The following is a 23,528-nucleotide window of genomic DNA, read 5'->3' on the forward strand; positions in this document are numbered from 1 at the left end:
AATATGTTACTTGCTGGAACGTGCATTGCAGTGGGACTTATCATGATTTTCATGGCATTTGGGATTGCGAGGGATCAAATTAGAATGACTGAAGTGATTGAAAGTCATAATGAAAATATAGGGGATTTAGAGAAATAAACGCACAAGTTCCGCTTCACTCTGTCGAAAAAGTCGACAGTTTTTTATTTATTGTGGACACGAAAACCCTAGGCTAGGCCTAGGGTTCTAAAAAGCTTACAGCGTAGTATTAAAAAATTTCCCCGAGGTGCTAAACTATTTTTGGTTCTCCAACCAAAATAGCAGCATACGGATGGATTTTTATGACAAAAGACAGTAATAATCTAGCAAATACAACACACCTTAATCAACGGCGGACATATATCCTCATGTTTTTCATCGGATTGCCATCATAATTCAGCGTGGAAAGGCCTTTATGAACGAAAGCCTGTGGTTTATGAACAAAATCAACTAGTTTATGCACAAAACTCACTGGTTTATGGACAAAAGCCACCTATTTATGCACAAATAGTCGTAGAGCAAACCACCCGTTATCACGGGTGGCTATGTTTTATTGGCTCATAACCTCCTCTGAAGTTACTTCGTAAATAAATAAGAGTGTAGAGAAATCGTTAAGGATTTCTCTACACTCTTAAAACTCACTCACTTAAATGACATAAAATCATTATTTAAATTTTTTTCATTCATTATTTTTTGATACTTACGGCTAACAGAAGATTGACTGATCCCTAAAACCTGCGCAGCTTTTGTTGTTGTTTTATATTGCTTCATCGCAAGTACAATAAGTTGCTCCTCTACGTAATCAATTGCCTCTTGTAAAGGAATTACCTTATTAATGACTGGTTTTGATTTATTAAAGTCATAGCTATTTGGCAAGAACTGATTAACATCCTCTGCATTAATAATTTGATCTTCTGCAGAAACGACTAATCTTTCAATAATGTTTTGAAGTTCTCTGACATTACCTGGCCATGAGTAAAATTCTAAAACATTAATTGCATCTGGTGTTAGGTGAAAACTCTTATTATATTTTTCATTTAATTGCTGTAAGAAATGGAAAGCCAGTAATGAAATATCTTCAAGTCTTTCCCTTAATGGCGGAATGTTAAGAGGGATCACGTTTAAACGGTAATATAAATCCTCTCTAAATGTACCATCCTGAACCATTTTTTCTAATCTTTTATTTGTCGCTGCGATAATTTGAACATTAACTTTAATTGGCTTTGTACTACCAACCGGAATTACTTCTTGCTCTTGAAGAACTCGAAGCAATTTAACTTGTAAATGCAATGGCATTTCACCAATCTCATCTAAAAATAAAACACCATCATCAGCTTGTTTAAAATAGCCATCCTTATTTTGATCTGCTCCCGTAAAAGCCCCTTTAACATAACCAAAGAGTTCACTTTCTAAAAGATTTTCAGGTATTGCACCACAGTTTAACTTTAAGAATGATTTAGAGGAACGATTTCCTAGTTGATGAATAGCCTGTGCAATTACTTCCTTACCTACCCCGGATTCCCCATGTAGTAAAACAGTAGAAGAAAAATCAGCAATTTTTTTTGCTTGATTGATGATTTGCTCCATTTTAGGACTACAATAAATCAGTTTTTTAACAAAACTGTCCTTGCTTTTAATATCTTCAAGTTCCCTTTTATATTGCTCAGAGATCTTCTTCATTTCTTTTAATTCTGTTTTAAGTCGTGAAGTTTCTGTAATATCTCTAGAAGCAATAATAATGCGGTCAATTTCCATATTCTCGTCAAAAACCGGATTACCTACTGCAAGTACTTTACGTCCATTTATTGTTTCTTGAACAATTGATACTTTTTTCTTTTTTTCTAAAACTAATTTAGTAACAGAAGGCGTAAAAAGTCCTTGGTTTTCAAATTCTAAAATACTCTTTCCAAGCATTTCCTTTAAATCTACATTCCAAAAACCAGGAATGATATTCTCACTATAACGAATTAACTCACCTTTATGATTTACAACAAGTATTTCATCATAAATACTTGATAATATGGCATTCAAATCTTTATTTAAATCCTTAACATATTCGATTTCAGAAGCCATTTCTTCAACCATTGGAAGATCCTGTACTACAATAACAACACCTTCAACCTCGTTATCTACGAAAATCGGGCTATAATCAACAAGAATTCCCATATCATCATTTATTTGAATCTGATTAAGAACTGTCTTACCTGTAGAAAATACATTTTCAATTTGTTCACCGCTAAAAATGACTTCTGCTTTTGTATTAATTACCTTTTCTGATGTTGACTTAATCATTTTTAACCCAGCATCATTGCAGTTAATTATTACTTTATTTTTATCTACTACAAACGTGCCCATCGGTATCGATGTTAAAATGCTCTTTAACAAATCTACACTTTTATTATCTTGTTTGAAAAGCTCGGCCAATATATCTTCACGAAGTATGTAACCTATTGGCATATCTTCATCTTCTTTTACAATCGAGATTGGTTCACCAATGATTTGAAATAGATCCGTTATTGAAATTTGCTCACTTACACTACAAACACTATTAATAGATTGAGAAGAGCTAGTAATCTTTGAAATTGCTATATTTTTCTTTTTATCATTTCCTTGAATAATCTCATTTAATTGAACATAACCAAAAATTTGATTTTGCTTGCGCAAGAATAAAAAGGGTTCATTTATCTTGGATAAATCGATTTCATCGTTTTCTTTAAATTGATCGATATCTAATGTGATGACTGGTCTAATTTGTTTCTCGTTTATTGATAGCATTTCTTTCCCCCCTTATGTCTAAACAAATATACATTCCTATTTTAGCAGAATTTTTAAATTTATCATAAAAATCTAAAATTATAATTTGCTAATCTATTAAATATCATTATTAAAAACAGAAAGAAAGGGCAGTCTCATAAGACGCCCCTTTGCAATTATTAAGTCGTAAATACCTCATTGTTCACGAAAAATAAATTGACTTCCCCAACCCCTGTATTTCTTTTCCCTCTAAACCAAATCTTTTAATCGCTAGCTGATACAAATAAGTCCTCTTTAACAAACGCTAGTACCATCCCCGGAACTACCCGATCTCCTTTTGCTACCTCTAATGAAACAATTTCACCACTAATTCCTTGATGAATAACTTTCGTAATGCCATCGGATGTTTTTATATAAAATAATGGTTCCCATTCATAAATTCTCGAATCTTTTTGAATAGCTGCTTCTTCGACTGTTCCATAGTAGTCACAGACGACGACTCCATAATACATAGCGCTCACTCCTTTTAGTAAAAATAAAGCCTTACATTATAACTCGCAAATGTGTTTTGATTGTAAAACCATACTAAAGAAATTTTGAATTTCTAAAATGTCTTCCTCAGCAATTCCGAGTTTTGGAGCCCAATAATGTTCAGAATCAATATCTTCTAAACATAATAACGCCATTTTACTAGATTGAAGTGATGTAACCATTGACTTTCCGTAAAAGTGACTAGAAAAGGCAATCGATAAATCATATCGGTTATTCTGTGTTAATAAACAATAATGGTGCACAAGCTGTCTTTCTGCTGATTCAGAAATAATATCGATCATCTAGATTTCCCCTTTTGTTTAGAATTTTACCCAACCTCTCAAACGACAAGCTTCAGCGATTTTACGAATCCCTTCAATATAAGCCGCTATTTTCATGTTTACATTATATTTTTGTGATGTTTTATAAACTTTCATAAAGCTATCCGTCATTTTTTCTTTTAATCGTTCATCTACAGTACTCTCTGCCCAATAATAGCCTTGCATATTTTGACACCATTCAAAATACGAAACAACTACTCCACCTGAGTTAGCTAAAATATCTGGTACAACTAAAATCTCTTTTTGATCAAGAATTTCTAAAGCTTCTTTCGTAGTTGGTCCATTTGCTGCTTCAACCACAATTTTGCACTTCAATTTATCTGCATTACGATTATTAATAACCCCACTAATTGCCGCTGGTATTAAAACATCACATTCTTTTTCCAATAATTCTTGATTTGAAATTGCATTTTTAAATAAATTAGAAACAACTCCGAATGAATCTCTGTTATCTAAAAGATATGGAATGTCTAAACCTTTTGGATCATAAACGCCACCAAGAACATCTGAAACACCAACAACCTTTGCTCCAGCTTCGTATAAATATTGAGCTAAATAACTACCAACATTTCCAAACCCTTGCACAATGACCTTCATATTCTTAATTTCGATATTCTTTAATTCACTTATTAACTCAAGGGCATAAAATACACCTTTTGAAGTTGCTGTCTCTCGACCAACTGATCCTCCTAAAGTAATTGGTTTACCAGTAATAAAGCTCGGCGAATCAAATTCTCTAATATGGTCATATTCATCAAGCATCCATGCCATCACTTGCGCGTTAGTATACATATCAGGTGCCGGAATGTCCTTTGTAGGTCCAACAATCTGGCTAACCGCTCTTACATAACCCCTACTTAGCTTTTCAAGCTCATTCATGCTTAAAAGTCTTGGATCGCAAACGACACCACCTTTTGCTCCTCCATATGGTAAATCAGTAATACTACATTTTAAACTCATCCATCCAGCCAATGCTTTTACTTCTTCTGGCGTAACATCTGGATGAAATCTAATGCCACCCTTTGTTGGGCCAAGTGCATCATTATGCTGAGCACGATATCCCTGAAATACTTTCGTCTCACCATTATCCATTTGAACTGGAATACTAAATTCTAAAAATCTCATCGGCGTTTTAAGAAATTCGAATACTTGGCTCGGATAGTTCATTATGCCAATTGCTTCATTTAACGTTTCTCTAAATTCTTGAAGGGAATCATCTATTTCGACCTGCTCACTAATCTTTTCTGTTTGCTCTACTTCAGTTAAATTTGAACTCATCTTCTGCACCTCATTAGTTATTTTTAAAAATTAAATAGCAATTCCTGTGCCAACTTGAATTCACTTCATCATTTTACGAGTAATATATCTCACAAAAGCTTATTAGAGAGCCATTTAATGGACTATATCTATTTTTTAAGATTCACTATTTTCTTTGAGAATGAAATTTGATTGTTTATTGGATATATGTTTGGATGCATGAATTATTCAGTTTTGCATTATTGATTATTCAGAATTGAATTGCTTGATGTTGATTGGGTGGACGCGTTGGTGGGGGCGAAATGCAAACACAATGTGTCATTTGTGCATAACATGGTCAACACACAAAAGTAGTTCAATATGCTGGATTTTCATATTAAAAATACGAACATCACTTGAACATTGTTGATAAAGTTGTGAACTCGGTTGATATAATGTTAAAGCTCGTTGATATAGTGTTTAAATCCGTTGATATTATGTCAAAGTTCGTTGATAAATTGTTAAAGCGAATCAATTTGGAATTGGGCTATCGAGAAATTTGACCTCATTTTAAAGAAAAACGCAAAAAAGCCACAAGGAAATCAATTCCCTTGTGGCTTTTCGAAGCATATTATACGGCTGCTTCTTCTTCATATTTAGGTGGAGCAATTTGGAATGCTTTCGTTAAGTAAATTAAATATACTAAACCAATGACGAACCACACTGTTCCCATAATTAATGAGCTTTTTTCAATATTAAACCAAAGGATCGCTACTGATGCGGCCCCAATTAGAGGCAAGATAAGGTAAGAAATGTAGCCTTTAATTGATCTCTGTTTTCCTCGAATAAAGAAATGATTAATTACTGATAGATTAACAAAAGTAAATGCCATTAGTGCACCAAAGTTAATTAGTGAAGTGGCTGTTACTAGATTGAAAAAGATTGCTGACAACGAGATCACACCAACGAAAATTACGTTAAATGCTGGCGTTTTCCATTTCGGATGAACAAATCCGAACCATTTATCTGGGAAAACTTTGTCGCGTCCCATTACATATAGTAAACGTGATACACTCGCATGTGATGCCAATGCAGAAGCAAGTGTATTAATAAATGTTATGCATAAGAAGATTGATTGAAATAATTTTCCACCTACATATAACGCAATCTCTGGTGATGCAGCATCAGGATGCTTAAATCTAGATATGTCAGGATAGTATAATTGGATGAAGAATGATGTAACTGTAAAGATTACCCCTCCCCAAAGGGCTGTGTAAAGAATTGCTTTTGGGATTGTTTTTGCTGGATCAATCGCTTCTTCTGATAAAGTGGAAACAGCGTCAAATCCCAAAAATGAAAAACATAGAATTGTTGCACCGGTTACTAATGAGCCAAAATGCATTCCCGCACTGAATAATGGTTTTACGCTGAATCCACCATAACCCTCTCCATGATGTAAACCTTGGATTACTAGAACGATAAAGACAACCATAATCACAAGCTGTACTAATACAAAAAGGGTATTGAAATTCGCTAACATATTTATACTTCTTAAGTTTAAGAATGTAACTAGCCCTACAAAACCAACTACCCATATCCAAGTTGGAACATTAGGAAAAAGTGCATTGAGGTAAATTTTAGTTAATAAAGCATTTACCATTGGTAAAAACAAGTAATCTAGTAATGATGACCATCCAACAAGAAAGCCTAAGTGACCACTAATTGCTTTCTGAGTGTATGTATAAGCAGAGCCAGCATCAGGAAATACTTTTACAAGTTTACCATAGCTTACCGCCGTAAATAACATTCCAATTAAAGCTACAATATATGCAGTTGGTACATGACCATTAGTTACATGAGATACAATTCCGAAAGTGTCGAAAACAACCATAGGAGTCATATAGGCTAACCCCATCATAACTACTTGCCATAACTTTAAGGATCTTTTTAACTGTGTTTTATTTTCCACCTATCATATCCCCTTCGTTTTAGATTAAGCGCTTACACCTTTATTTCTACTTCCTTATAATTCTTACTTTTCCGACAGAAACCTCCTTTTTTTGAATATTTAAATAAGTCATTTTATAAAGTTGCAAGTTTTATGCCAAAATATTAATTTTATGTAAACGTTCAATTAAACACTTAATATTACACTGAAAGCATTAAGTAATAATAGAAGAAACTGATTTAGATCTTTTGAAAATTACTTTATCTACCTACCTGCCCATTATTCAATCTTGCATATATTATTCAAGCTCTCATAATCCTTCTCTCTCTTTTCATGAGAACCGCTATATTCTATTCAATTATATGGACTGGCACGGAAGTTGCTATGCTAACTATAAACTACCAATCTAAAAATACATAGCTTCTATTAATAATAAAACTTTTAGTTATTAAACTAGACTAACTATAAGTTTAATTATAAGAAAATTCAGTTAATTAATTCGAATTCGGAGGAGATGATTTATGAGTAAACAAGGTTTTGATTCAGATGCTTTACAATCGTTTAGCTACAAACAGGAGTTACAGCGTTCTTTAAAGTTTTTCAGCTCATTTGCAGTTGCGTTTTCATTTATTTCAATTACAACAGGTATTTTTAGCTCCTATAGTCTTGCTTTAGGTGCAGCTGGACCGGCGGGAATATGGACTTGGCCATTTGTAATGGTAGGGCATTTGCTTGTAGCTTTAATTTTCGCAGATTTATCAAGTAAAATTCCTTTAAGTGGCTACGTATACCAATGGGTCAGCCGTTTAACGAATCGGGGATTTGGTTGGTTTACGGGTTGGGCTGCATTATGTTACTTAATAATTGTTGTACCTACTGTTGATTACGGTGTTGCGCCTATTTTTCTTGATTTAATCGGTATTAAAAGTACAACTACTGTACTTACAACGGTTGTACTAATTACAATCGTTATACAAGCTTTATTAAATATTTATGGAGTAAGAATTGCTACGATCATAAACAATTCAGCAGTATATACGGAAGTAATTGGATTTATTGGCATTATTATTATTTTAAGCTTTGTCTTATTTTTTAAAGGAGCAGATTTTTCATTATTAACTTATACTGCTCACAAAGTTGGTTCAAATGGCAGCTATTTTACAGCATTTGTACTAGCTGTGGTAATGGGTTCGTATACATTAGTAGGCTTTGAAGCGGCTGCAAATCTAGCTGAGGAAACTGTTGATGCTAAGAAGACTGTACCTAAAGCTATTGTATTCTCAATGTTAATAGCGGGGCTAATCGGCTTTATCTTCTTAATTATCGTTACATCAGGCATTAAAGATATTAATAGCATTATGACTTCTGCTTCTCCTATCTCTGATATTTTACAATCACGACTAGGTACTGCGGTTGCAGACGTTTTCCTTGCATTAGTAATCGTGTCCATTTTTGCTTGCGGATTAATTATTATGGCTTCTGCTTCTCGTCTTATTTATGCACTAGCAAGAGATAATGTTTTCTTTGCTTCAAATGTATTTAAGAAAGTAGATCAGAAACATAATGTACCGTACAATGCTATTATTTTAGTTTCTGTATTAGGCATAATTGCCGTATTCTATTTTGGGAAACTATCATTATTAATAGGTACTTCTGCGGCACTTCCAGCCATTATTTACTTAATAACTGTAGTCGCTTATGCTACTAAAATTAAAACATTACCGGATTCGGATGGTTTCAAATTAGGAAAATGGCGACTTCCTGTTACAATTCTTGCGATTATTTGGTTAGTATTTGAAGTTGGCATTTTAACACTTCCAAAGGACTTTTTACCAACTACGAAAGTTATACTTTATTTATTCCTTGCTGGGATTGTTATTTATTGGGCTGTATTTCGATCTAGAATTAAGGAAGGTAAAATTGGTATTAATTTGGAGAAGGATTTGGATGTTTAATTAACATGAGAACTTAGTTTTAACAAGACTAAAGCCGTTCCTCTTTATGGGGAACGGCTTTTAGACTTCATGAACTTATGCGTTAGATATATTTTTCCTTTTTCATAAGCTTGTTTGGTAAAATACAACTATTCTTATGTGTTATATGAAAGAAAATGCTTTAAATAATAGATTAATAGAAAAATAACGTACATATTCATAAAAAATATGTACGTTATTTCCTTTATCAATTATTAATCAAGTTGAGCACCGTTTGTTTGAATAACATTTTGGTACCAAGAGAATGATTTTTTCTTTTTGCGTTCTAATGATCCGCTTCCATCATCATGCTTGTCAACATAAATGAAACCGTAGCGTTTAGACATTTCTCCTGTTGATGCGCTTACTAGGTCAATACATCCCCATGGAGTGTAACCCATTAGTTCTACACCATCTTCAATTGCTTCTCCAATCGCTTCGATATGGCTGCGTAGGTAGTCGATACGGTAATCATCATTAATCGAACCGTCTTCTTCAATTTGATCGTACGCACCAAGTCCATTTTCTACGATGAATAGTGGTTTTTGGTAGTGATCATATAATTGGTTTAATCCAATGCGAAGTCCAGTTGGGTCGATTTCCCATCCCCAATCACTTTCTTTTAAGAATGGATTCTTTACACCGCCAACTAAATTACCTTGGCTATTTTCTTCGTTCGTTTTATGTTTTTTCTCAGTGCGTGACATGTAGTAGCTAAGTGAAATGAAATCAACTGATCCTTCTTTAATGATTTCTAAGTCACCGTCTTGAATATCTAAGTTGATTCCATTCTCTTTCCAGAAGCGTTTTGCAAATGCTGGGTATGCTCCTCTAACTTGTACATCACCACAGTAGTTGTTCCACAAGCGAGACTCTTGTAGAGCATACATTACATTTTCAGGGTTTGAGTCGTAAGTGTAAGTTGGTACATATACAAGCATACAACCAATTTGGCTATCCGGAATAATCTCGTGTCCTGCTTTTACAGCTAACGCACTTGCAACAAATTGGTGGTGTAGTCCTTGGAAGCTATCTTGTAATTGTGTTTCTTTACTTTCAGGAGAAAAACCAAGTCCTAATATTGGTAAATGTGTTGCACCATTAATTTCATTAAAAGTTAACCAGTATTTTACTTTGTTTTTATAGTATTCGAATAATGTTTTTGCATAACGATCAAAGAATTCGATTACTTTACGGTTACGCCAGCCACCGTATTCTGTGATTAAGTGCAGAGGAATTTCGTAGTGAGAAATTGTTACAACTGGTTCAATATTATATTTTTTTAGTTCATCAAATACACGGTCGTAGAATGCTAAGCCTTCTTCATTTGGCTCTAATTCATCACCTTTTGGGAAAATACGACTCCATGCAATACTCATGCGATAAGTTTTAAAGCCCATTTCTGCAAAAAGTGCAATATCTTCTTTATAGCGATGATAGAAGTCAATTCCATCATGATTTGGATAAACAAATTTTTCATTATTTATTTTAAAATCAAAACCTGGTTCTTGTATAACTTTTAATCTTACTTTTCCACCAGGCATAACGTCTGCTAAATTTAACCCTTTGCCACCTTCTTGATAAGCACCTTCTAATTGGTTTGCAGCAGTTGCTCCTCCCCATAAAAATCCTTCTGGAAATGAATATTTAGTATTTGTCATAATGTCCCCTCCATAATTAATTCTTTATTAAAATATTCTGACTGCTGATTGTAAATTCACCAGTCAGAATCATTTATCTAATTAGCCACAAATCGTTAAAAGTGTTTCATTTTCTTTAATATTTTCTTTATTTACAGCATTTACTTCTGAGTAATTTCTACTGTTTGTAATAATAACTGGTGTTGTAACTTCATAACCTGCTTCTTTAATTTTTACTAAATCAAATTCAACAAGTAAGTCTCCAGCTTTAACATTGTCACCTTGATTTATATATGCTGTGAAGAATTCTCCATCTAATTTAACTGTGTCGATCCCGACATGAATTAAAATTTCAATTCCATCTTCTGAAGTAATGCCAATTGCATGTTTTGTTTTAAATAATGTTGTAACGACCCCATTAACAGGAGAAACAACTTTTCCTTCTTGAGGCTCAATAGCAATCCCTTTACCTAATGCTTCACTAGAAAATGCAGCATCATTTACTTCGGTTAAAGGTACAACTTTTCCTTGAAGCGGGCTTACTACCACGTGGACAGCATCTTTATCTAATTTTTTTACTTCATTTACTACCTTTACTTCTTTTTTATCATCTTGTGCTTCTTCCACATCTTCAAATCCGATAAAGTAAGCAGCAATCGTGCCACCAATGAATGCGATTGGTAAACCAATTAAAGCATAAACAAATGTTGACCCAATAAAGAATGGAATACCAGGAAGACCAGCATTACTCGGAATAACGAATAATTTAACAGACATTAATGCGTAATACGCTCCACCTAAAGCTCCACCGACTAAAGCCCCAATGAACGGCTTTTTAAGTCTCATATTTACACCATACATAGCAGGTTCTGTAACACCCATTAAAGCTGTCATACTAACCGATAAAGCTAATGATTTAAATGATTTATTTTTCGATTTTAAGAATACTGCAAAAGCCGCACCTGCTTGACCCATATTAGCCATAAACATTGCAGGTAGAATTGTGTCGTATCCTTTTGTACTTAAGTTTCCAACTACGATTGGTAAAAACGCGTAATGCATACCAGTCATAACGATTAAAGAGAATGTACCTCCAAGTAGAAGACCAGCAAAGATTCCAGTATGGGCATATAGGAATGTTACCCCTTTAGAAAGTCCGCCACCAATAATTACACCAAGTGGTCCAACAGCAATTAATGTAATTGGTACCATGATTAGTAAAGTAACAGTTGGTACGATAATTAATTTGACCATGCTTGGCGTTACACGATCAGTCCACTTTTCAACATAAGAAGCGATCCAAACTGCTAATAAGATCGGTATAACAGATGATGCATATGTTACCGCTGTTACAGGAAGACCGATAAAGTGTACTGGTTTCCCAGCACTTAATAACGCTGTAATTGTTGGGTGCATCAAAGCTCCTGCTATGGACACTGCAACAAATTGATTAGAACCAAATTTTTTCGCTGCACTAAATGCTACTAAGAATGGTATGAAGTAGAACGCTCCATCTCCAATTGCATTCATTATTGTATATGCTTGGCTTTTGTCTGAAATCCAATGGAATGTCAAAAGAATAGCAAGAATGGCTTTGATCATACCTGCACCAGTAATTGCAGGTAATATTGGAGCGAATGTTCCAGAAATTACATCAAAGATACTTCCTAAAACATTTCCTTTTTTCTTATTACCACCGCTTGAATTGCTCGTGTTAATATTGGCGATCTTATTAATTTCATTAAATACTTTTACAACATCGTTTCCGATGATTACTTGAAACTGAGTTCCGCTTTTATTTACACCCATGACTCCATTAACTGCTTCTAGTTTAGCTTTGTTTTTTTCAGCAATGCTTTCGTCATTTAAATTGAATCGTAGTCTTGTGATACAGTGAATCAAATTCGATATATTTTTTTCTCCACCAACTAATTCGATTATCTCACTAGCCGTTTTTTTATAATCCATAAATACCCCTCCTCAAGTTACGGAAAATTCCAAAAACAATGAATATCTCTTCTGAATTGTTATTGTAGAAAAATAAAAAACCTAAACTACTCGCGTATAATAAAGTTCATACGCACTTGTAATTTAGGTTTTGCCTGCATGATCAGTAACAATCCTGAAATAAATTATTAAATTTTAAATCAAATACAATTATTAAGCAAACTGGCCTTCCTGACTGCCTTTGTCCGGATCAAAAGTGGCTCAAGAAAACAAAAAACCTAAACTGTACGTCTCTAAAATAACATTAGAAACGACAATTTAGGTTTTGCCTGCACGACCAGTAACAATCCTATCAGATGTATTTAATTGATACCTTAATATTATCATTGTATATTAATCATGTCAACGCTTTCAGTAAAATTAATTTCGATTTACAACACGAGCAATGTGAATTGTAAGATAAAGCTTTTCTTCCGTACTTAATTCATATTCATATTTTTTCAATACAAAATCCGTAATCTTTTCTGTACAGTTAGAAGCATCTTTATATTTCTCTTTAATCGTATTAAATAAAAAGTCCTCTTCATTATTTAAATAAGTTTTACTAAAGATTCTTTGAGCAAAGAATTTAAGATGAGTGATAAATCGATAATAGTTTAGTGATTCCTCATCGAATTCAATTTTAAAATGGTATTTAACAACTGTAAGGATTTCTTGAATAAACTTTGTAATATTTACAATGTTCGTCATTTCCTCATTCAATTCCGCATTTACCACATGCAAAGCAATAAAACCTGCCTCATCCTCTGGTAAGCGAATACCCGTTTTTTGCTCAATAATATTTAGTGCGTGTTTACCTACCACAAATTCTTCTTTATAAAGTCGTTTGACTTCCCAAAGTAAAGGATTCTTAATTTCCATTCCATTTTTTTGTCTGTGTAATGCAAAATGGATATGATCAGTTAGTGATACATAAATGCTCTCATTTAATTTTTTTCCTAATGTTTCTTTTGCAAAACTGATAATTTCATCAGATAGATCCATATATTTTAAAGGAATTTCTTCAAGTAATTTTTTAAAATGCTCCGATAAGTCCTTATTTTCTAGTTTGAAAACCTTTTCAATCAATTGCTCATCAACTAGATCGCCTGGTTTTTTCTTAAAAGCAAGCCCTCGTCCCATCACAACCATTTCTTTATTTTGTTCGTTTAAAACACTTACTACATTGTTGTTAATTACTTTATGGATTATCATCTATCTCACCCCTCTTGTGACGGATTGTTTGCTAAACCATTTATTATCTATACTATATCTTCCCTTTTTACAGGTCAATTTTACTACATCATCATCTATAAATAAAAATAACCTAAATAACCAATATCTACACTAAGACATTGATTATTTAGGTTTTGCCTGCTTAACAGTAACAATCCTATTATTTATAAGATAAAAATAATTATAAAAAATATTGTATATATAAACAAGATATTTTTTATTTTTTGATTCCAAGAGAGGAAATAATCCTTCTCCCCCTTGAATACTAGGGTATTTTTAACTAGTCTACTTTACCAATAAAAGCCATAATTAGGAATTAGAGAATAAACAGTACTCTATTATTCTCCAACTTTTATAGATTTGTATTTTTGAATATTTATACTTTTTACCTAGTGGGTCTTACGAATTATCTTATCCTATTCTAATACTGGAACTCCAGTAGGATTACTATTTTCAACTACATATTTCTTTTGATCTTTATCAGTAATTTGAATCACTACTTTTTTTGGTACAGAAAAATCGTAAGTTGAACTTGTCCACCACTCACTTGTCGCTGCTGCCTCTTGCTTGATAAACGCTGTGCTTAATTGTCCATCAAGTCCACCATATGTTACATCATCTGCTTGCAGCTTCAGAATTTGATTTCCTGTTGCTGTTTTAGTCGCAATACTATTACCATTTTCATCTTCAAGCATAATTTTTATTTCTTTAATCATATTATATGGTAATTTTGATAAATCTAGTTTAAATCCTACATTGTATGCTGAATTACCTTTTCCATCATAGTTATTCCAATAACCAAAATCTTGTGGTTGAACGAAGCTTTCTGAATTCGCTACTGGTCCTGTATGTATTCCAGTTGGATTGTTATTTTCAACTAAATAAATTTTATTATCTTTATCTTTTATTGTAATCACTGCTTTTGTTGGTTCTGTAAAATCATAAGCTGAGCTTGTCCACCATCCGTTTGCTGCTGCATCATCTCTTTGAATAAACGCTGCACTTAACTGTCCATCAAGTCCACCATATGTTACATCATCTGCTTGTAATTGTTTAATTTGATTTCCAGTAGCCGTTCTTTGCGCTAAAGTTTTCCCGTCTTGATCAACTAAAGCTACATTGATTTCTTTAATCATATTATATGGTAGTTTCGCTAAATCTAACTTAAATCCCACATTATATGCTGGGCGGCCATTACCCGCATCTTCCCAATAGCCAAAGTCTTGCGTTTGAACGAAGCTCTCTGAATTCGCTACTGGTCCTGTAGGTATTCCTGTTGGATTGTTGTTTTCAACTGAATAAAGCTTATTTTCTGTATCCTTAATTGTAATGACTGCTTTAGCTGGTGTTGAGAAGTCAAATGCCGTACTTGTCCACCATTCATTTGTTGCTGCTGCGTCTCTTTGGGTAAACGCTGCACTTAACTGTCCATCAAGTCCACCATATGTTTGATCATCTGATTGTAATTTTAAAATTTGACTTCCAGTAGCCGTTCTAGATGCTATCGTTTTTCCGTTTTTATCTACTAATGAAATCTGAATTTCTTTAATTTTTATGTATGGTAATTTAGCTAAATTCAATTTAAATCCTACATTGTATGCTGCGCGACCTTCACCTGCATCTTCCCAATAGCCGAAATCTTGTGTTTGTACGAATTCTGTAGGGTTCGAAACTTTAACCGGTGCAGAAACAGTCACTTTCACTGTTACCTTCTTATTAACATCAGTTACAGTACCTGTAATAGTATAAATTCCAGCTTTACTAAAGTTTACGCCATTTGTGTTCCAAACAACTGATTTAGTTAATTTCTGGCCGTTAACTAGTTTTACTTCTACTGTTTTTGGAAGGGTTACTTTATTACCTTCATAAACTGTAATGTCATTAACTTTACTGATGCTAGCAACTTGTAAACCAGCAATTTTTGCATTTATTTTAGTTTTTGTAGCATTTAGCTTTGAGATGTATGAAGCTTTCACATCTGAATATTTTAAGCTATTAATAATCTTTAAAGCTGTGTTATATTGAGCAGTCACTTCACTACTTGTTGTTTTAGCTGTTACTTTCCCTTCAAATGATTGGAATACTTTAAGTGCATTCGTTGCATTTTTTTCTACTTTATCTTCTGAAGCCTCATAAGCTACTACCTTATTGTGTTGAGTTGTAATTCGATTCGTTAATCTCCCTTTTAAAGTACGATAATTCTTCCCTAATTTTGCTACTTCTTTTTTTGCCGAAGATTCTAATGATGCAATTCTTTTTTCATCAGATGATTTCTTAGGCATGCCAGCGCTTTCAAAAGTATTTACAGCTCTAGTAGCGTAAACTTTTTTTGATGCTGCATAAGCAGATGAACCCACCGATGTTGTTGCTAATAATGTCGCCACAAGAGAAGCAGATAAAACCTTTCGAACAGATAGAACTTGATTCTTCACTTTAAAAATCCCCCTAATGTTAACTGTTTAAGACAGAAAATTTATAATTTTTTTAACCATCCAAATTATATTATAAATGTTACACATTTAAACTCCAAAGGTAAATTTTGTAATATTTTTGTAATAAAAAAAGAGATGTAAATTCTAGTTGCGAATTACATCTCCAATCTATTTATTACTTAGTAGAAAGCCCATTACTATTTACATAATTCTGTGTTTAATTCTCTAAATCACATTCAGTAAGATGAACAATTTTTGTCCTTTTAATTAGCTTATAACCAAGCCATAAAACAAGGAATAATGGCAATCCAATATAGGAAACAAGTACACCATTCCAATCAATCGTTTTTCCCATAAATGCTGAGTAATTTTGACCAAGTATTACGATTCCACAAAGAACAAATGCAAATAAAGGACCAAACGGGAACCATTTCGCTCTATATGGAAGAACATTTAGATCCTTCCCTTGTGCTACAAAAGCTTTGCGGAATCGGTAGTGACAAATAGCTATGCCAAGCCAGGCAATGAAACCAGACATTCCTGAAGCATTAAGTAGCCAGACATAAACAACTCCGTCACCATAAAGAGAGGCTAAAAACGCTAAAGTACCAACTGCCGCTGTTATTAGTAAAGCATTAACAGGTACACCTCTCTTATTTAATTTACTAAAAGCCTTTGGAGCTTTTCCTTGACGAGCCATGTCCCATAACATACGGGTTGAAGCGTACATTCCAGAATTACCAGCAGATAAAACCGCAGTTAATATGACGGCATTCATTACAGAAGCTGCAAAAGCAATTCCCGCTTTATCAAAAACTAGCGTAAATGGGCTGACAGCTACATCGCCGCTGGCTAAATTATGATTTGTATATGGTATTAATAGTCCAATGACAAATACAGATAGCACGTAAAATAATAAAATGCGCCAAAATATTTGACGAGCTGCACGAGGAATATTTCGCTTAGGATCTTCGCTTTCTCCTGCTGCTACACCTAATAGCTCTGTACCTTGAAAAGAAAAACCAGCTGCCATAAAAATGCCGAGTGTCGCCATGAACCCTCCATGAAATGGAGCATCTCCTGCAGTAAAATTTTTAAACCCTACTGCTTGTCCACCAATAATTCCAAAAATCATTAAAAATCCTGCCACTAAAAAAATGATTACAGTAACAATTTTTATTAAAGAAAACCAATATTCAGATTCCCCAAAACCTTTGACAGATAAATAGTTTAGAAGAAAAATAATCGCTAAAAACAATGAACTCCATAGCAGTGACGACGTATGTGGTAGCCAGAATTTCATAATCATCGTTACGGCAGCTAGCTCAGCCGCGATTGTAATTGCCCAGTTATACCAGTAATTCCATCCAAGTGCAAAACCAAGAGCAGGATCGACGAATTTAGTTGCGTATGTACTAAATGAACCTGCAACCGGCATATATGTAGCCATTTCTGCAAGGCTTGTCATTAAAAAGTACACCATAATTCCAATCGCAGCATAAGCAACAAGAACCCCACCAGGTCCTGCGTTATGGATCGCACCTCCACTCGCTAAAAACAGACCTGTTCCAATTGTTCCTCCTAGTGAAATCATTGTAATATGACGAGATTTTAAACCACGCTTTAATTCTTGGGGTATAGAAGGAATTTGATCCTGAGGATCAATGACTGTTATTGTATTTACCGTATTTTTCATTAAAATACTCCTTTTCAGTCGTTTTTGGGATTAGATAATTTTTTCTTAGCTTTTTTGAAATTTTCGGCTGCAGGTTTAAGGAAAGAAATGAATTACGATAAATTAAAAGATCAATAATTAGAGAAAATGAGAAGCGAATAGTCGCTTCTCATTTTTTTATAGGGAAAAATCAAAATAATTTTTCTTTAATAAACGTGGTTGCTGTATTAACTCTTGAAATGAAAGTGTTTTTTCAATAAGTTTCGTATTAATTAAATATAATTGCTCCTCAATTGCACCAACTGTATCTTCTGTTTGATAAGTTATATTACAATTCTGGCATATAACACATGGTGTTTCTTTAATCTCAATTGCCTTCGTTCCATCAGGAAGCTCCCAGTAGACCGTATTTGTTGATTCGACTATGTTAGCTGATTCACACCACTGACATGTCATCATTCAGCTTCACCTTTTGTGGGTGCACTCGCTACTAGCTTTTCACTAACTTGAATTTTTGTAAGCTGTGCTTGAAATTTCTTTTCTTTTAATTCGTCACGTTTTTCACGTTTATCTTTTAAAGAAGCATGCTCTGGGTTTGTCGTATATGTTTTACGAGCTTCCATACGTTGTAATCCTTCTGGTACAAGATTGAATTTTGTTTCATTCATCAATCCTGCAATTCCTGCATTGGAACGTTTTTCTTCCATATTAGGATAAATTTCTTTAAAGTATGCTTCTGCTCTACCTGGTACATAATTTTGTGGCTCTGGATAAGTAGTAATTACACCTTCAAAATTACGAAGTACAACTTTATCCGCACTTTGTGAAATTAAGTAATTCGGTTGGAGAGCAATTTTCCCTCCACCACCTGGAGCGTCTACTACAAATGTTGGTACTGCATATCCTGAAGTATGGCCTCTTAGACCTTCCATAATTTCTAATCCCTTTGATACAGGAGCACGGAAATGACCAATTCCTTCTGATAAATCACATTGATAAATATAATATGGACGAACTCGAATTTTAACTAAATCATGCATTAGTTTTTTCATGATTGGTACACTGTCATTAATTCCAGCCAAGATTACAGCTTGATTTCCTAACGGTACACCAGCATTAGCTAGCATTTCGCAAGCTCGTTTCGATTCCTCTGTAATTTCAATTGAGGTATTAAAGTGAGTATTTAGCCAAACTGGATGATATTTCTTTAAAATGTTACAAAGGTTTTCAGTGATACGTTGTGGGAAAACTACAGGTGCTCTTGTACCGATACGGATAATTTCCACATGTGGAATCTCTCGTAAATTTTTTAAGATGTACTCTAAAATATTATCGTTAATTAAAAGACCGTCTCCCCCTGAAATTAGGACATCTCGCACTTGAGGAGTTTTGCTAATGTAATTAATAGCAGCATCAAGTTGTTTCTTCGGCACTCCCATTCCGATTTGCCCTGAAAACCTACGTCTAGTGCAATAACGACAGTACATTGAACATTGATTTGTTACTAAAAATAAAACGCGATCTGGATAACGATGTGTTAAACCTGGTACTGGCGAATCTTCATCTTCATGAAGAGGGTCTTCTAAATCATACTTAGTTTTATGAATCTCCGCAGAGATCGGAACTGATTGCATACGAACAGGACAACGTGGGTCATCCGGATTCATTAATGACGCATAATATGGAGTAATATTTAGTGGAATTGTCTTTGTCGCAATTCTTACTCCATCTTCTTCTTCTGGCGTGAGGTTAATTATTTGTTTTAACTCATCCAATGATTTGATGGTGTTTGTAAGTTGCCAAACCCAATCATTCCATTGTTCATCTGTTACATCTTTCCACAATTCAATTTCTTTCCAGTGTCTTTTTGGAGCATAGACTGCATTTACCATACTTACATCCCCTTTCAAACTGTTTGTTTTTATATAAAGCAAGAGCCGTGCCAAAAATTTACAATTATTTAACCAAAGTGCTACAAATATAGAAAATTCAAACTATTCGGCCTGTTATTTTATTTTTTTCCGTTAAAACTCAAAGCGAGTATTAATTGAAACATGCCACAACAATAGTAAAACCGCCTAAATTTAGGCGGCTTGGCTAATAAATACAGTTATAAAACTATGATTTTCAAATGGTATTAAACAAGATTTATACTAAAATATTTAACTTTTGAATCTTATACTGAAGAGTCTGCCTAGGTATTTCTAGAAGTGCTGCAGCTTGTTGAATATTAGCGTTAGTTTGCAACAATGCTTGTTTTATAAGTGAAATTTCCATTTCCTGCATTGCCGAACGTAATGGCTGAACTCCTCCTTTTGTTTCAGTACTTTTCTTAATTTGTTGCAATTGTATTGGAAGATGTTTAACAGTTAGCGTATGCCCTTCCGCCATAATCATAGCATGCTCAATCGTATGCTTTAGTTCACGGACATTCCCAGGCCAATTATACTGGTGAAATAATTCAAATACCGTATTCTCTACATTACGAACGTTCTTCGAGAAGCGTTCATTAAATTGCTCGACAAAATGGGATGTCAGTAATTCTATATCATAATTCCTTTCTCTTAAAGGTGGTATGAACAATGAAAATACATTCAGTCGATAATATAAATCCGGTCGCATAATGCCATTTTGAACGCAGTCTAACGGCGATTCATTAATCGCAGCGATTACTCTCACATTCACTTTCCGAGTCTTTTGATCACCTATTCGGCGAACTACGCCATCCTCTAGAACTCTTAGTAGCTTGGCTTGGAGTTCTAAAGGCATGGAATTAAGTTCATCTAAAAATAAGCTACCGCAATCGGCTAGTTCAAATAATCCCGCTCGATCGATAGCTCCCGTATAACTGCCTTTTGTTGTACCAAATAATATACTTTCTAGTAATGATTCTGGTAGCGCAGCACAGTTTTGAGCTATAAAAGGGGCTTCACTTCTACTTGAACAGTGGTGAATTGACTGGACAAAAAGTTCTTTTCCAGTACCAGTTTCACCGACTACAAGTACGGCAGAATCAGCATTCGCCACCTTCTCAACTTGATTTTTAACCACCATTAAAGCTGGATCATCCGTTAATATATCTGAGATCGTATAGGAATGAATTTGTTTCGCTTTACCTTGCTTAACTTGCGGTTTAATTCTCGCTTGTAAATCTAAAATTTTTTCTCCAAGTGATTTAATGGTGGAATAATCCTTTGCAATTTCAACCGCACCTATAAGCTGATCATCCAAAATAATAGGAATAGTCGTATTAACTGTATCAATGTATTGGCCCTTAATATTCTCATAGCGTTGGGGCTGTTGAATAATCGCTTGCCTTGTTTCTAGTACCTTCAGTAGGGTGCTTGTTTCTTTTGTTAAAGAAGGGAAAGCTTCTAGCACATGCTTTCCTAGAACCTCTTCAACTGAAACTCCATCATGGTCAGCCGCAACTTGATTATAAAATATAGTCATTCCATTATTGTCGACTGCGTGAATTGATTCATCGATACTATTTAATATGGCACTAATCATTTGATTAGTTGGAATTGTTGCGTTCATTTTCTACCCTTCCTTTCACCGCCGAAAACTTGGCAATTTCACGCTTAATTTTCGGCAGTTTGACATTAAGAGACTACTTTCGAAAGATCTTTCACCCAAACGTTCATATCTTCTAATTTATCAAAAATATAGCAGTTGTTTGTCATTCTTCCAGTATACATATAACCTAATTGATGAAAGGCTGCATTCATTCCATACGATAATGATCTCGCAATCGTATATGAACAATAAATAGCTTCGCTTACTAAGTCCTGTTCTAGCTTCTTCATCAGTTCCTTCATTAGTCCATGCTTACGATGCTCCTCAAGCGTTGCACAATTCGTAAGCTCAGCATTTCTTTGTCCGAAGTCAATTTCAGCTGATGCTGCACTCACTATTTTCCCTTCTTTTTCGTAAATCCAATAAATAGTCCCTTCATCCATCGTCTTTTCAACATAAGTCGATTCATTTAAAGGTGTTGGATATACTTTAAAAACTTGATCATAAAGTTTTGCTAGTTTTTTTGAGTCATTTTTTTCAGCTCTTCGTAAAACATACTCATCAGGAATTACTTTTTCTTTTGATCGATCACTTTTTAAGACAGCATCTAAAATGTCATCTCCAGCAGCCCAATATAGACTGTTTCTTCTGTCCTGGCTAGCATATTTCGTAACAAAGTAACCATCACTTCCTTGAAAATATCCCTTCAGTCCAGATTCAATCATATACCCTGATTGTAAGAAGGAATATAAGTGTTCACTTCTTGCTTTAATTATTAACTTTGTATATTTATATTCTTTTGCTAGTTTTTCTACTCTCTCTATTAATAACGACACGTTACCTAAGTAGTAATCAACTCGAATTCTTTCATTAAAGTGATCTAAAGCACCTTCAAAATAATAGTTTTCTTGTTTAATTTTTACTGTTTCATAATACTTTTTCGTTTTCATATGCTCCCTCACTTTCATGTTGGTCTTCTACTCCACACCAATCAATTAATGTACAAGCAATGATTTCTGCTGATAAAAACAGTTGATCTAAATCAATAAACTCATCTGGATAGTGAGCTACTTTCGTCTCTCCTGGTCCAAAAACGATCATTGGAATATTTAAAATTTGTGTAAATAATCCTCCATCTGTTCCCCATGGTGCAGCTTCCACTATTGGACTTTGATTCATTGTTTCGCAATAGTTTCGTTGCAAAGTTTGCACTAATTCACTATCAGCTTCAACAGTACCTGGGACCCATCTTGCTCCAAACCATTCTACTTCTACAGGATTTTCAACGAACCAATCATCAAGGTTTTTAATATTATAAATCCAATTCTCAAATTCTTCTCTAGCAGCTTCCAATTTTTCATTTGGTGCTACTCCAAATCTTCCTTCTAAAGTGACTAAATCTGAAACAGAAGATGGCCACGTTCCACCATGAATCGTTCCTATATTAATAGGTATTGGAATTGGTACTCCATCATATAAAGGGTCATTTATTCGGTCATTACGTAGTTGCTCTAGTTTTTGAATTTGTTGAACGATTAACATACTTTTTTCGATAGCGCTTACACCTTCGTAACGAGTACCTCCGTGTGCTACTTTCCCTTTCACTCTCAGACGGAACCACATAGAACCTTGTTGCTTAATGAAGAACTTCATATTTGTTGGTTCAGGGATAATAACACCATCAGCTGAATATCCTCGCAAAATTGTTGCAAGTGTTCCAGCACCGCCACTTTCTTCCTCAATTACACTTTGAAAATAAACATTACCTTTTAATGTAATCTTACTTTTCTTTATTGCTTCAATTGCTAAAATTAGTGCGACATTTCCACCCTTCATATCAGTTGCTCCACGGCCATATAGCTTGTTATCTACCACAGTTGCGCTGTAAGGTGGGTTAGTCCATTGCTGAATATTACCTTCTGGAACGACATCAATATGTCCATTTAAGATCAAGGACTTTCCTCCACCCGTTCCTTTAAGCGTAGCCACAATATTTGGACTACCAGCAAAGTCGTCTCTTGTAGAAATAAAGTAAGGATGCTCTTTCATTTCCTTTATATCTGGATCCCAAACGTCTAAGTCCAATTCAAGCTCTCTTAATTTTTCAAGGACAATTGCTTGTGCCTTACTCTCATTACCAGAGACGCTGTTTTCCATTACTAGTTGTCTAAGTAGTTCAATTGTTTTAGCTTTATGTTCGCTAATATAGTCTTGAATAACTTTTTTGTAATGACTCATC

General features: G+C 34.2%; 17 protein-coding genes. 2 read left to right on the top strand and 15 right to left on the bottom strand.

The window, feature by feature from the left end; translation table 11 throughout:
- Nucleotides 1-3 precede the first annotated feature (3 nt).
- Nucleotides 4-138 (top strand): hypothetical protein, encoded by a 135-nt coding sequence (locus tag ACFCYN_RS05165; protein ID WP_257131605.1) that lies wholly within the window; start codon nucleotides 4-6, stop codon nucleotides 136-138.
- A 522-nt stretch (nucleotides 139-660) separates the two neighbouring features.
- Here the strand turns inward: ACFCYN_RS05165 and ACFCYN_RS05170 are convergent.
- The 5 genes from ACFCYN_RS05170 to ACFCYN_RS05190 form a co-directional block, all read right to left on the bottom strand.
- Complete coding sequence (locus ACFCYN_RS05170) at nucleotides 661-2,793, bottom strand: sigma 54-interacting transcriptional regulator (RefSeq protein ID WP_172446836.1); 2,133 nt, start codon at nucleotides 2,791-2,793, stop codon at nucleotides 661-663.
- A gap of 242 nt (nucleotides 2,794-3,035) precedes the next feature.
- Nucleotides 3,036-3,284: a biotin/lipoyl attachment domain-containing protein gene (locus ACFCYN_RS05175; RefSeq protein WP_172446835.1), complete on the bottom strand. Its 249-nt coding sequence runs from the start codon at nucleotides 3,282-3,284 to the stop codon at nucleotides 3,036-3,038.
- A gap of 36 nt (nucleotides 3,285-3,320) precedes the next feature.
- On the bottom strand, nucleotides 3,321-3,605 hold the full coding sequence (locus ACFCYN_RS05180) for an SAV0927 family protein (protein ID WP_172446834.1): 285 nt from the start codon (nucleotides 3,603-3,605) through the stop codon (nucleotides 3,321-3,323).
- A gap of 18 nt (nucleotides 3,606-3,623) precedes the next feature.
- A complete protein-coding gene (locus ACFCYN_RS05185) occupies nucleotides 3,624-4,922 on the bottom strand; it encodes a Glu/Leu/Phe/Val family dehydrogenase (protein ID WP_172446833.1) in 1,299 nt (432 codons plus the stop codon).
- A 589-nt stretch (nucleotides 4,923-5,511) separates the two neighbouring features.
- A complete protein-coding gene (locus tag ACFCYN_RS05190) occupies nucleotides 5,512-6,849 on the bottom strand; it encodes an APC family permease (protein ID WP_375947971.1) in 1,338 nt (445 codons plus the stop codon).
- A gap of 500 nt (nucleotides 6,850-7,349) precedes the next feature.
- Between ACFCYN_RS05190 and ACFCYN_RS05195 the strand changes: the two genes are divergently transcribed.
- On the top strand, nucleotides 7,350-8,783 hold the full coding sequence (locus tag ACFCYN_RS05195; RefSeq protein ID WP_172446832.1) for an amino acid permease: 1,434 nt from the start codon (nucleotides 7,350-7,352) through the stop codon (nucleotides 8,781-8,783).
- Between the two features lie 233 nt (nucleotides 8,784-9,016).
- Here ACFCYN_RS05195 and ACFCYN_RS05200 read toward each other — a convergent pair whose 3' ends face one another.
- The 10 genes from ACFCYN_RS05200 to ACFCYN_RS05245 form a co-directional block, all read right to left on the bottom strand.
- Nucleotides 9,017-10,462: a glycoside hydrolase family 1 protein gene (locus ACFCYN_RS05200; RefSeq protein WP_375947973.1), complete on the bottom strand. Its 1,446-nt coding sequence runs from the start codon at nucleotides 10,460-10,462 to the stop codon at nucleotides 9,017-9,019.
- Between the two features lie 81 nt (nucleotides 10,463-10,543).
- Entirely contained in the window at nucleotides 10,544-12,409 is a 1,866-nt protein-coding gene (locus tag ACFCYN_RS05205; RefSeq protein ID WP_172446831.1) for a beta-glucoside-specific PTS transporter subunit IIABC, read from the bottom strand.
- A 399-nt stretch (nucleotides 12,410-12,808) separates the two neighbouring features.
- Nucleotides 12,809-13,642: a BglG family transcription antiterminator LicT gene (gene licT / locus ACFCYN_RS05210; protein WP_172446830.1), complete on the bottom strand. Its 834-nt coding sequence runs from the start codon at nucleotides 13,640-13,642 to the stop codon at nucleotides 12,809-12,811.
- A gap of 437 nt (nucleotides 13,643-14,079) precedes the next feature.
- Entirely contained in the window at nucleotides 14,080-16,095 is a 2,016-nt protein-coding gene (locus ACFCYN_RS05215; protein ID WP_375947976.1) for an Ig-like domain-containing protein, read from the bottom strand.
- A 217-nt stretch (nucleotides 16,096-16,312) separates the two neighbouring features.
- On the bottom strand, nucleotides 16,313-17,791 hold the full coding sequence (locus ACFCYN_RS05220) for an amino acid permease (protein WP_375947978.1): 1,479 nt from the start codon (nucleotides 17,789-17,791) through the stop codon (nucleotides 16,313-16,315).
- A 156-nt stretch (nucleotides 17,792-17,947) separates the two neighbouring features.
- Nucleotides 17,948-18,226 (bottom strand): YokU family protein, encoded by a 279-nt coding sequence (locus ACFCYN_RS05225; RefSeq protein ID WP_172447771.1) that lies wholly within the window; start codon nucleotides 18,224-18,226, stop codon nucleotides 17,948-17,950.
- Nucleotides 18,226-19,662, bottom strand: coding sequence for a lysine 2,3-aminomutase (gene kamA, locus ACFCYN_RS05230; RefSeq protein ID WP_172446827.1), 1,437 nt, complete (start codon nucleotides 19,660-19,662; stop codon nucleotides 18,226-18,228). The genes ACFCYN_RS05225 and kamA overlap by 1 nt, the downstream gene beginning before the upstream one ends.
- A gap of 256 nt (nucleotides 19,663-19,918) precedes the next feature.
- Entirely contained in the window at nucleotides 19,919-21,310 is a 1,392-nt protein-coding gene (locus ACFCYN_RS05235) for a sigma-54 interaction domain-containing protein (RefSeq protein ID WP_375947980.1), read from the bottom strand.
- A gap of 65 nt (nucleotides 21,311-21,375) precedes the next feature.
- Entirely contained in the window at nucleotides 21,376-22,239 is an 864-nt protein-coding gene (gene ablB, locus ACFCYN_RS05240; protein ID WP_172446825.1) for a putative beta-lysine N-acetyltransferase, read from the bottom strand.
- Nucleotides 22,217-23,527, bottom strand: coding sequence for a peptidase (locus tag ACFCYN_RS05245; protein ID WP_375947982.1), 1,311 nt, complete (start codon nucleotides 23,525-23,527; stop codon nucleotides 22,217-22,219). The genes ablB and ACFCYN_RS05245 overlap by 23 nt, the downstream gene beginning before the upstream one ends.
- Nucleotide 23,528: the final 1 nt, after the last annotated feature.

The sequence above is a fragment of the Gottfriedia sp. NPDC056225 genome (assembly GCF_042267765.1).
Taxonomy (GTDB): Bacteria; Bacillota; Bacilli; order Bacillales; family Bacillaceae_G; genus Gottfriedia.